The sequence below is a fragment of the Tianweitania sp. genome (assembly GCF_032053605.1).
Classification (GTDB): domain Bacteria; phylum Pseudomonadota; class Alphaproteobacteria; order Rhizobiales; family Rhizobiaceae; genus Tianweitania.
In genome coordinates this window covers 51,517-62,039 of the sequence record NZ_DAMBUH010000012.1, presented here as the reverse complement: position 1 = coordinate 62,039, position 10,523 = coordinate 51,517, and the positions used below count along the sequence as shown (strand labels likewise).

General features: G+C 61.0%; 12 protein-coding genes. 8 read left to right on the top strand and 4 right to left on the bottom strand.

Features of this window, described 5'->3' with window-relative positions:
- The 4 genes from RTX98_RS05055 to RTX98_RS05040 all read right to left on the bottom strand — a co-directional run.
- A partial coding sequence (locus tag RTX98_RS05055; RefSeq protein WP_312795034.1) for a CoA transferase occupies positions 1-549 on the bottom strand: 549 nt, incomplete at its 3' end.
- A complete protein-coding gene (locus RTX98_RS05050) occupies positions 546-1,292 on the bottom strand; it encodes an enoyl-CoA hydratase/isomerase family protein (RefSeq protein WP_312795033.1) in 747 nt (248 codons plus the stop codon). The genes RTX98_RS05055 and RTX98_RS05050, both read right to left, overlap by 4 nt.
- A gap of 9 nt (positions 1,293-1,301) precedes the next feature.
- Entirely contained in the window at positions 1,302-2,228 is a 927-nt protein-coding gene (locus RTX98_RS05045; RefSeq protein WP_312795032.1) for a hydroxymethylglutaryl-CoA lyase, read from the bottom strand.
- A gap of 84 nt (positions 2,229-2,312) precedes the next feature.
- Positions 2,313-2,894, bottom strand: a complete 582-nt coding sequence (locus tag RTX98_RS05040) for a MarR family winged helix-turn-helix transcriptional regulator (protein ID WP_312795031.1) — start codon at positions 2,892-2,894, stop codon at positions 2,313-2,315.
- 196 nt (positions 2,895-3,090) lie between these two features.
- Here RTX98_RS05040 and RTX98_RS05035 point away from each other — a divergent pair, with 196 nt between their 5' ends.
- The 8 genes from RTX98_RS05035 to RTX98_RS05000 form a co-directional block, all read left to right on the top strand.
- The gene (locus RTX98_RS05035; RefSeq protein WP_312795029.1) at positions 3,091-4,137 is read left to right on the top strand and encodes an ABC transporter substrate-binding protein; all 1,047 of its coding nucleotides are present in this window, start codon (positions 3,091-3,093) and stop codon (positions 4,135-4,137) included.
- 25 nt (positions 4,138-4,162) lie between these two features.
- Positions 4,163-5,227: an ABC transporter ATP-binding protein gene (locus RTX98_RS05030; protein WP_312795027.1), complete on the top strand. Its 1,065-nt coding sequence runs from the start codon at positions 4,163-4,165 to the stop codon at positions 5,225-5,227.
- Positions 5,224-6,126 carry an ABC transporter permease gene (locus RTX98_RS05025; RefSeq protein WP_312795025.1) on the top strand — a complete coding sequence of 301 codons (903 nt, stop codon included), beginning with the start codon at positions 5,224-5,226 and terminating at the stop codon, positions 6,124-6,126. The genes RTX98_RS05030 and RTX98_RS05025 overlap by 4 nt, the downstream gene beginning before the upstream one ends.
- Positions 6,126-6,950, top strand: coding sequence for an ABC transporter permease (locus tag RTX98_RS05020; RefSeq protein ID WP_312795023.1), 825 nt, complete (start codon positions 6,126-6,128; stop codon positions 6,948-6,950). The genes RTX98_RS05025 and RTX98_RS05020 overlap by 1 nt, the downstream gene beginning before the upstream one ends.
- A 35-nt stretch (positions 6,951-6,985) precedes the next feature.
- Positions 6,986-8,368: an aspartate aminotransferase family protein gene (locus RTX98_RS05015; protein ID WP_312795022.1), complete on the top strand. Its 1,383-nt coding sequence runs from the start codon at positions 6,986-6,988 to the stop codon at positions 8,366-8,368.
- Positions 8,369-8,393: 25 nt separating this feature from the next.
- Entirely contained in the window at positions 8,394-9,419 is a 1,026-nt protein-coding gene (locus RTX98_RS05010; RefSeq protein WP_312795021.1) for a histone deacetylase family protein, read from the top strand.
- A 57-nt stretch (positions 9,420-9,476) separates the two neighbouring features.
- Positions 9,477-9,665 carry a hypothetical protein gene (locus tag RTX98_RS05005; protein ID WP_312795020.1) on the top strand — a complete coding sequence of 63 codons (189 nt, stop codon included), beginning with the start codon at positions 9,477-9,479 and terminating at the stop codon, positions 9,663-9,665.
- A gap of 353 nt (positions 9,666-10,018) precedes the next feature.
- Positions 10,019-10,523 (top strand): substrate-binding domain-containing protein (locus RTX98_RS05000; RefSeq protein ID WP_312795019.1); only part of this gene is annotated, 505 nt, incomplete at its 3' end.

The following is a 10,523-nucleotide window of genomic DNA, read 5'->3' as shown; positions in this document are numbered from 1 at the left end:
GAGGCCAGTCAGAATGGAAATCGCGATCCACAGCCCGGCCGTCAGGTCCGCGATCGGCACACCTGCTTTGGCCGGCGGTGAATCCGCATGGCCGGTCAGATGCATGACGCCCGATAGCGCCTGGAAGACTGTGTCGTAGCCGGCCCGATCCTTGTAGGGACCGCTCTGGCCGAAACCGGTATTCGAGACGTAGATAAGCTTCGGATTGAGCGCTGACAGCGACTCGTAGCCGAGATTGAACTTGTCCATGTCGCCGGGCAGGAAGTTTTCCAGGACGACGTCGTGCCGGGCGGCAAGTCTCGACGCGATAGCCTGCGCCTTGGGCGACTTCAGGTTTAGCGTCATCGACCGCTTTCCACGGTTGAAAGCGAAGAAATAGGCGCTTTCACCGCCCGGAAAGCGCGGTTCGAAGACACGCGATTCATCACCGCCACCCGGACGTTCGACCTTGGTGACCGTGGCGCCGAGTTCGGCGAGAATCTGCGTCGCCATCGGGCCGGCCAACACGCGGGAGAAATCGAGGATGCGGATGCCCTGAAGCGGTTTCATTTCGCCTCCTTGCGGAAGCCACGCATCTTGGCATTGAGCGCGCGACCGGCGGCCATGGCGTCCGCATAAGAAAGGTCGGCGACATGATAGTAGAGCGTCTTTGCCGCGGCCATGGCCTGTGGATTAGCGCCAGCCCAGGCCTCGGCGATCTCGATGGCCTTATCCACAACCTCTTCCGGAGCGGCGATACGGTTGCACAGTCCGAGCGACAGCGCCTCGTCGGCGCCGATCAGGCGGCCGAGGCTGATCATCTCGAAGGCCGCCTTGCGGCCGAGCGAGCGCTGCAATCCGGTCATGACCAGCGCCGGGACGATGGAGTGCTTGAGCTCGGGATAACCGAATTTGAGATTGGTCGCCGCCACCATCATGTCGCAACCGATGGCGAGACCCGCGCCGCCACCGATGGCGGCGCCCTGGACCGCGGAGACGACGGGTTTGGACAGGCCCTGCATCATCGCCTGCGTCCGGCAGGTGAGATCGGCGCGCTTGTCCACCAGATCCTGATTGGCCGGCGTCAGCGTGTCGAATTCTGTAAGGTCCGCGCCTGCGCAGAAACCACGGCCGTTGCCGGCGAGCACGATGGCGCGGATGCCCGGGTCCTGATCGGCAGCCAGAAGTGCGTCGTGGATCGCCTGCGTCAGCTCGGTATTAAGGGCATTGAGCTTGTCGGGGCGGTTCATGGTGACGATGCGCACGGCGCTGCGGGTTTCGACGAGGAGGACGGAAGTCGTTGGGTCGGTCATGCCGAAATCCTATGCTGCCAGATGGCCGAAACCGCTGCGGGCGACACGGCTCATAAGTTCACGCCGGAGGACGGCTTCGCACTGACGCGAAGCTTCCCGCAGTTTGTCGAGATCGAGGCAGGTATCTATGCCTTCCGCCTCGAAGAGATTGACGAGATCTTCCGTTGCGACATTGCCGGTAAAGCCCGCACCATACTTGATCTGTGTAGGATGACCGCCGACGCCGCCGATGGCGCTGTCGAACCAGCGGCAGCCGGCGTCATAAGCGGCAAAGCAATTCGCAAGCGCGGTGCCGCGGCTGTCATGGAAATGGGCGATCGGCGTCGTGCTCGGCAGTTCGCGGGCGATCCGCTCGAACAGACTCCGGACCGAAGTCGGCGTGCCGTGACCCGTCGTGTCGCCGACGGTGACGTGACTGACGCCAAGCTCTGCGAAATGCGCAAGGTCCTCCAGCACGCTCGATGGGTCCACCTTTCCCTCGAAAGGGCAGCCGAGCGACATGGAGATAACGCCGATCAGGCGGAAGCGTCCGGCGGCCAGGCGCACCATTTCGGCGACGTTCTGCCATTGGCCCTCACGTGTCGTCCGCAGGTTCTTCTGTGTGTGAGATTCGGTTGCTGAAACCAGCAGGCTGATTTCCTCGGCGCCATAGCCGGCGTCGAGGTCCGCGACAGCCCGCTGCACGGCCTTCGGGTTGGGGCAGGTCGCCTTGTAAAAGGTACCCGAACGTCTTGCGATGCGGGAAAGCACCTCGGAGGCATCGGCAAACACCGGGATGTGAACGGGGCTGCTGTAGCTCGTCGCCTCAATACGCGGGAAGCCGACATCCGAGAATGCGTCGATCAACGCGACCTTATCGTCTGCAGTGACCGGCACGGTCTCATGCTGCAAACCATCTCGCGCAAAACACTCACAGATTACGACGTCTGCCGTCATCCTACCCTCCATCCGACGTGCGACAGAGATGGATTTATTTGTTCACATTGTCAACTATTTTAATTCGGAAATCCCGGCGACGGGTCATTCCTCATCAATGCTCTTGAGATCGGACTGCGAGGCGGCGCTGCGCAAAGTGTGGTAGTATTTGCTGCTCGTGCGCGTGACGCGCCGCAGAAGTTCGACCAGGATCTGCTGCTCTGCATGGCTCAGTGTCGCCAGCATTTCTTCGTTGCGCTGGAATGAATCGTCGAGGATCCGGCGCGACAGCACTGCGCCTTCGGGACTGAGCCGGAGAAGAATGCTGCGACCGTCTTCCGGATTGGCGGTTCTTGCGATGTAGCCGCGCTCGATCATAGTGGAAACCGTACGGCTCATCTGGCTTTTCAGCAGACCGCTGTGCTTTGCCAGCTCTTGGAGAGGCACTTCGCCCAGATATTTGAGCACCGCCAGGACGCGCCATTCACGTGGGGTCAGGCCATATTTCGGGCGGATCGACAGGGCGGCGATACGGGTCGACAGTCCGGCCAGGCGCTGGAGCTGGAAGGAAAACAGGTCACGGATGTCGGCACCCTTTTCCGGGCTTTCAGCGGCTCCGCTGAAATAATCGCCGGATTTTTCTGACAGTTCGTCGCGGCTGCGTGATCGTGTCTTTCCTTGCGGCATTCTGTTTTTCCTAGCATTGCGAGATTTGCGGGCATCCGATCACATCCGCGAAATCGCCATCAAGATATAGTTGACAACGTGAACAATTTAGTTCATTTCATCAACCAGATTTGCATGGGGCCGTCGACTTGTCGACCGTGTCGATCCCGCCATGGGAACGGCGGGCGGCGCAGGATCTGTTTTTGGAGGAGCAAGCATGATCTCACTGAGACATAAAGCGGCCTGCCTGATCGGCGCGGCCCTAATCGCGTCCGTCACGGCGCCTGCATTCGCGGCCGGCACTACGCTGACGGTTGCCGGCTTCGGCGGCAATCTGCAGACCGACCTGCGCAAGACGATCTGGCAGCCGGCCGCCGACAAGGCCGGCGTCGAGCTGCGCGAAGAGACCCATGATGGGCTCGCCGCCGTCCGCGTCCAGGTACAATCGGGATCGCCGACCTGGGATGTCGTCCATCTCGGTGCCGACGAATGCGCCGTCGGCGGCAAGGAAGGCCTGTTCGAGCCAATTGACTACAAGGTCGTCAGCACGGACGGCGTCGACAAGCTCGCTTATGGCGACAACTGGATCGCCACCAACACCTATTCCGTCGTGCTCGCCTGGCGCACCGATGTCTACAAGGACAAGAAGCCGCAGGGCTGGAAGGATCTGTGGGACGTCAAGAACTTTCCCGGCCGCCGCGCGCTCAGCACCTATCCGCAGGAGATGATGGAAATCGCGCTGCTCGCAGACGGCGTCGACAAGGACAAGCTCTATCCGCTCGACACCAAGCGGGCACTGGCTTCCCTGGACAAGATCAAGAAGAACGTTTCCGTCTGGTGGTCTTCGGGTGCACAATCTGCGCAGCTGATCAAGGACAACGAAGTCGACATGATGGCGATCTGGGGTAGCCGTGTCGCAAACGTCATCAAGGACGGCGCGCCGGTCGAGTTCACCTATCAGGACGCGATCCTCGGCTATGGTTGCCTCGCGATCCTCAAGGGCTCGCCCCATGCTGCCGATGCGCAGACGTTCATCGCCGGCGTCGTCTCGCCAGAAGTGCAGGCGCGCATTCCGGAAATGATGCCCTATTACGGCCCGACCAATTCCAAGGCTTTCGAAGTGAAGCAATTCACGCCCGAAGTTTTGGCGAAGTCCAACATGTCTCCGGAAAACGTCAAGAAGCAGACCTTCCTAAACGCCAACTGGTGGCGCGACAACAACGCCCTCGTTCGCGAGGACTACAGCCTGCTGATGTCGAACTGACGTTGGCCTCGTACGGAGAACGGCAATGACATCGGGTGCAGTTTCGATCCGCCAGATCCACAAGGCTTATGGAAGCTACAAGGCGCTGGACGGCATATCCCTGGATATCGCCGCCGGAGAATTTTTGACGCTTCTTGGGCCCTCCGGTTCGGGCAAGACGACGCTGCTCAATGTCATTGCCGGCTTCGAGCAGCCCGACAGCGGCAGTCTCTTGGTAGACAATGCCGAGTTCATCACAAGGCCGCCGCACAAGCGAAACCTGGGCATGGTCTTCCAGAGCTATGCCCTCTTTCCTCACATGGACGTCTTCGCCAATGTCGCCTATCCTCTAAAGCTCAGGAAGGCGGATGCGGCGACCATCAAGTCGAAGGTAGCCAAGGCGCTCGAAACCGTCCACATGGCGCATTTGGCCGAGCGGCGTATCGACGAATTGTCGGGCGGCCAGCGCCAGCGCGTGGCGCTGGCGCGCGCCATCGTCTTCGAACCGAAGCTGCTTTTGATGGACGAGCCGCTTTCGGCGCTCGACAAGAACCTGCGCGAGCACATGCAGATCGAGCTGAAGCGCCTGCATCGCACGCTTGGCATGACCACGGTCTATGTCACCCACGACCAGCAGGAAGCGTTGACGATGTCGGACCGTATCGCTGTCCTGGATTGCGGCCGCATCATGCAGCTGGACACACCGAAGGCGATCTACGACGCGCCGAAATGCAAGTTTGTCGCGGGCTTCATGGGCGATACGCGCTTCGTACCGGTTACAAGAAACGGCTCGGACTACACGCTGAACGGCGAACGTCTGCGACTTGCGAACGCACCAGTAAAGACAGTCGGCGACGCGTTCCTGATGCTGCGACCGGAGCGGCTGCGGTGGCACGGAACCGCCGAGCAGGACAACCGCATCGAGGGACGGGTGATCGACGTAACCTATCTTGGCGACAGCCACATGGTGTCGCTGGAGTTGCCGCAGAGCACGGAAATCTCCATCCGCCATACAAGTGGCGAAAGTGCCGCCCTGCCGAAACCCGGCGAGCAGCTGGCCCTGTGGATGATGCCGGAAGCGAGCGTCATCGTCGAAGGTGCGCGGCCGTGACACTTGCGCAAACCCATATCGAGGAATTCTCGCTGAACACAGGCGCGTTGCACCGCTCGCGCCGCAACAACAACCTCGCTTTCGTCGGCCTGTCTGTGCCGGCCTTCGTGCTGGTCATGCTGGTGCTGATCATCCCGTTCGCTTGGCTCGCCTGGATGTCGCTTTACGACGCTACCGGCGCATTGTCGGCGGAAAATTATGTCCGCCTGTCGCGCCCGGCTTATGTCGAAAGCTTCCTGACCACCTTCAAGGTGGCGGCGATCGTCACCTTCACCTGTGTCATCCTCGGCTATCCCGTCGCCTATCTTTTGTCGCAGCTCCGGGAAAAGACGGCGCAGATCCTGATGATCTTCATCATCCTGCCGTTCTGGACCTCTGTTCTGGTGCGCACCTATGCCTGGCTGGTTCTCCTGCAGCGCCAGGGACTGATCAACACATGGCTCACCGACCTCGGCCTGATCTCGGAGCCGTTGCCGTTGGTCAACAATCTCACCGGAACGGTGATCGGCATGGTGCATATCATGCTGCCCTTCCTAATCCTTCCGCTCTATGCCTCGATGAAGACGATCGATCCTGTTCTGCTGCGGGCCGCCTCCAATTGCGGGGCCTCGCCGGCACAGGCCTTCCGTCAGGTATTCCTGCCACTGTCGCTGCCGGGTGTCGCGACCGGGGTGGCGCTGATCTTCGTGCTCTGCCTCGGCTACTATCTTACGCCGGCGCTGCTCGGCGGCGGTCGCGTGGCGATGTGGTCGACGCAGATCGCCGACATGATCGCCAAATTCGCAAACTGGGGTGCGGCAAGCGCCCTGAGCGTGGTGCTGCTGGTCGTCACCGGCACCATTCTGTGGATCGTCAACGCGCTGTTCAAGGCGGCAAGCGTCACCAGGGGGCGCGTGTGATGTTGAAATCCCCGGCCACCTCCACCCAGATCACCCATGGCGACCGCCTCTGGCTCTATATCGTCGTTGGCGTAATCCTCGCCTATCTGATCATTCCCTGCCTGATCGTTATCCCGATGTCCTTCTCGGACTCGCAATATCTTGAGTTTCCGCCGCGCGCGCTCAGCCTGCGCTGGTACGACGCCTTCTTTACCTCGCCGGAATGGCGGCAGTCGGCGATCGTCTCCTTCAAGGTGGCGGGCGCAACCACGGTGCTGGCGACAATCCTCGGAACTCTGGCGAGCTACGGGCTCTACAAGTCCGCCAGCCTGTTCAACATCGTCATCCGCAGCGTTCTGATCCTGCCGATGATGGTGCCGCTAATCTTCGTCGCGATCGGCGTGTTCTTCGTCTTCGCCAAGCTGGGCATGAACAACACCCTGACCGGCCTCATCCTGGCGCATACCACGCTTGCCATACCCTTCGTGATGATCGCTGTGACCAACGGCCTGAAGGGCTTCGACGTCAACCAGGAGCGTGCGGCGCGCAGTCTCGGCGCTTCGCCGGCGCGTGCCTTCTCCACGGTGACCCTGCCGCAGATCAGAATCTCCATCTTTTCCGGCATGCTGTTCGCCTTCATCACCTCCTTCGACGAGGTCATCGTCTCGATTTTCGTCTCGAGCGGCGCGAACTCGACGTTGACCAAACGCATGTTCGCCAACATCCGCGATCAGGTCGATCCGACGGTGGCGGCGATCTCGTCCATGCTCGTCGTCGCCTCGCTTGTTATTTTGATTGGCGCGCAATTCGTCAAGAGGCCGAAATCCAAGGCTGTCGACCAATAATATTGGGCCGTTCCGGCCGATTTCAGGAGGAAACCATGCTTGAGAACTCGCTCCGCGCGCGCGATATCGCCGTGCAGATCCATCCGCAGACCAATCTGGCGCTGCATGAGAAGGTCGGTCCGACGATCATGACGCGTGGCGAAGGCGCCTATGTCTATGACGACGACGGTAAGCAGTATATTGAGGGCATGTCCGGCCTCTGGTGCGCAGCCCTCGGCATGAGCGAGAAGCGCCTCGTCGAGGCCGCAACCCGCCAAATGAACACGCTGCCTTACTACCAGAACTTCGCCCACCGTGCGACCGAGCCGGGCATCGAGCTGTCCGACCGCCTGCTGCGGCTTGCTCCGGTGCCGATGTCCAAGGTTCTGTTCCAGAGCTCCGGTTCGGAAGCTAATGATACCGCCGTCAAGCTGATCTGGTACTATTTTCATTCGCAGGGCCAGTCGCAGAAGAAGAAGATCATCGCCCGCAAGCGCGCCTATCACGGCACCTCGATCGCCTCTGCCAGCATCACCGGCCTTCCGCATCTGCATCGCGACTGGAACCTGCCGCTCGACGGCTTCCTGCATGTCAGCTGCCCGCATTTCTATCGCGACGGTCTTCCGGGCGAGACCGAGGAGGATTTCGCCACCCGGCTTGCTGAGGAACTGGATGCGCTGATCATCGCCGAAGGCCCGGACACGGTCGCCGCCTTCTTCGCCGAGCCGGCCATGGGCACCGGCGGCGTCGTGCTGCCGCCGAAGACCTATTTCGAGAAGATCCAGAAGGTACTGAACAAGCACGACGTGCTTCTCGTCGCCGACGAGGTCATCACCGGCTTCGGCCGCACCGGCAACTGGTGGGGCACGCAGACCTACGAGATGCAGCCCGACATCATCACCTGCGCCAAGGCTCTGACCTCGGCCTACATGCCGCTCTCGGCCATCTTGCTGTCCGAGCGCATCTATGAGGGCATGAAAGCACAGAGCGACAAGATCGGCGTCTTCGGCCATGGATACACCTATGGAGCCCATCCGGTCGCCTGCGCTGTCGGCATTGAAGCCCTGCGCATCTACGAGGAAGACGGCATCATCGACGGCGTCAAGGCGCTCGGCGACCGTCTCGGCAGCCTCATAAACCCGCTGATTGACCATCCTCTGGTCGGCGAAGTGCGCGGCGTCGGCCTTATGTGGGGCGTCGAGCTGGTGCGCGACAAGGCGACGCGAGAGGCTTTCGCGCCGGAGCAGCAGTTCGGTATCAAGGTGCAGAACCACGCCTTCGAAAACGGCCTCGTCTGCCGCTCGCTCGGCACGGCGATAGCATTCGCACCGCCGCTGATCTGCACCAATGACCAGATCGACCAGATTGCCGACCGCTTTAAGCGGGCGCTCGATACTGCGCTTGACGAGTATATGCGTTCGGAGGGCAAGCTGGGCTGATCGGTCCGGCACGGGAGGAGGAACCATGCTGGCCATATGCGACGACCGTCAGGCCCTGCACCGGCCGCTGACGCGGCTTTCAGGCGGCCGGCTTGCGCCGAACCCGGAGCAGCCGGAAAGGATCGACCTTCTGAAGCAGGGGTTGAGCGAGGCCGGCGTAAAGGTACTTGCGCCGCTGCAGCACGGTGGCGCGGCGATCGCCTCGGTGCATGATGCCGACTATCTGGATTTTCTCCAGAACGGCTTTGCCGAATGGAAGAAGTCGCCGGCTAACGGGCCGGAGATGCGGGCGAGCGTTCATCCGACGGTGCGGATGAACCGCAAGCCCCTCGATATCCTCGGCCGGACCGGATATTTTCACGCTGACGCCAGCTGCGTCATGCTCGACGGCACCTGGGAGGCGGTCCGCGCCAGCGCCAACACGGCCGTCGACGCCATGTTGCGCGTTCTGTCAGGCGAGGACAAGGACAGGGCCTATGCACTGTGCCGCCCGCCCGGCCACCATGCCTATGCCGATAAGGCCGGCGGCTTCTGTTATCTCAACAACACCGCAATCGCCGCACAGCTGGCGGCCGCCCAAGGGTTGCGTGTCGCGATCGTCGACTTAGATGTCCACCACGGTAACGGTACTCAATCGATCTTCTACGACCGCGCCGAGGTCCTCACGCTGTCGGTGCACGGCGATCCGGCATACCTTTACCCCTTTTACTCCGGTTACGCGGACGAAGAGGGTGAAGGAGCCGGTCTGGGGTTTAACCGGAATTTCCCGGTTTCGCTGATGAGCGACAGCCGGACCTATCTCGCTGCGGTCGAGTCGGCCTGCGAGGCTGCGTCGAATTTTGCCCCCGACGTGGTAATCGTCGCGCTCGGCCTCGACGCTTCGGCGTCGGACCCCTTTGCCTGCATGAACGTCCATGACGACGGATTCAAACACATGGGCAAGTTGCTGTCGGGTCTGGCCCGTAAGACGCTCGTCGTTCAGGAGGGCGGCTACCCTTCGCCGAGCCTTCCGACGCTGCTGGCGAATTTCCTGACCGGCTTCATGGCCTGATATCGGTCCATGCGCGCTGCGCCAGGACCGCACTGAATTTTCGACTAGGAGACGACGATGGCAGAGGGGTTCCTGCAGGAGCAGGCCTCGAACGGCTTCGCGATCGTACATATCGCGAGATTGCCTGGCGCATCATGCCTCTGCCTCGCCAACTACATCGACCGCAGCAAGATCAGCAATGCGCAGATCCAAATGCGAACCGATATCGGTTCTTCCCACGCCGTAAGAAACAAAGAGGTTCCATAACATAGATTATCTAACTTGTGAATGTAACCGCAAAGTTAGAATGTCCTGTTCCTGCAAAGTTGGAATGTCACACTCCCCGGGTCTGAAGGATGCCCGGGAGATTGCGGATCGGACTGATTACGATGAGCGAGCGCCGTCTGCCGCAGATCGAGGTTTATCGAAGGTCATAGCCGTCCGGATGATCACGGTGTCCGCGGCCATGTGCTTGATCTGAGCACGCGCCAGATTTGTCGACTGCGGACTTCCTCGATCTTCTGAGGAACGCGCCACCCTGCGTTTAAGTAAATCGCCGCCCGGCATCCGGCACTCACGATTATGTCACGCCGGACAATGCACAGGCAATCGACCTGCTGTTGGATCATCTCTGTGGTCTCGGCCACCGACGGATCGCCTATATTGCCGGCCCCAAACTATCCTCCACCGCACGCGAGCGGCTCGCCAACTTCCGCCTGGGTATGGCTGCGCGTGGCCTTGAGGTCGAGGACCGCATGGTTGTGCAGGGAAACTACAATATCGACGCCGGCATCGCCGCTGCTCGGCAGCTTCTGTCGCTGACTCCCATTCCGACCGCCGTCATCTCCGCCAGCGATTTTGCGGCGGTCGGCGTGATCACCCACTGCCAGGAGATCGGCGTGCGCGTGCCCGAACATATTTCCGTTGTGGGCTTCGATGACGCCTTTAACGTGCAGACGGATATGCTCTACCCTCTCACCGTCCAATGCATCACAACGGTGGATCAGCCAAAACGCGCGCTCGGTCGCGCTGCCGGGCAATTGCTTCTGGAGCGGATATCGGATCCACAAAGCCAGCTCAAGGCGGTGGTTCTCGCAACAACCCTCAAGGTCCGCCACACAACTG

Excerpts from the sequence above, each read along its gene's own strand:
- RTX98_RS05050 (WP_312795033.1), bottom strand. The coding sequence starts at position 1,292 with ATGACCGACCCAACGACTTCCGTCCTCCTCGTCGAAACCCGCAGCGCC.
- RTX98_RS05045 (WP_312795032.1), bottom strand. The coding sequence starts at position 2,228 with ATGACGGCAGACGTCGTAATCTGTGAGTGTTTTGCGCGAGATGGTTTG.
- RTX98_RS05040 (WP_312795031.1), bottom strand. The coding sequence starts at position 2,894 with ATGCCGCAAGGAAAGACACGATCACGCAGCCGCGACGAACTGTCAGAA.
- RTX98_RS05035 (WP_312795029.1), top strand. The coding sequence starts at position 3,091 with ATGATCTCACTGAGACATAAAGCGGCCTGCCTGATCGGCGCGGCCCTA.
- RTX98_RS05030 (WP_312795027.1), top strand. The coding sequence starts at position 4,163 with ATGACATCGGGTGCAGTTTCGATCCGCCAGATCCACAAGGCTTATGGA.
- RTX98_RS05020 (WP_312795023.1), top strand. The coding sequence starts at position 6,126 with ATGTTGAAATCCCCGGCCACCTCCACCCAGATCACCCATGGCGACCGC.
- RTX98_RS05015 (WP_312795022.1), top strand. The coding sequence starts at position 6,986 with ATGCTTGAGAACTCGCTCCGCGCGCGCGATATCGCCGTGCAGATCCAT.
- RTX98_RS05010 (WP_312795021.1), top strand. The coding sequence starts at position 8,394 with ATGCTGGCCATATGCGACGACCGTCAGGCCCTGCACCGGCCGCTGACG.
- RTX98_RS05005 (WP_312795020.1), top strand. The coding sequence starts at position 9,477 with ATGGCAGAGGGGTTCCTGCAGGAGCAGGCCTCGAACGGCTTCGCGATC.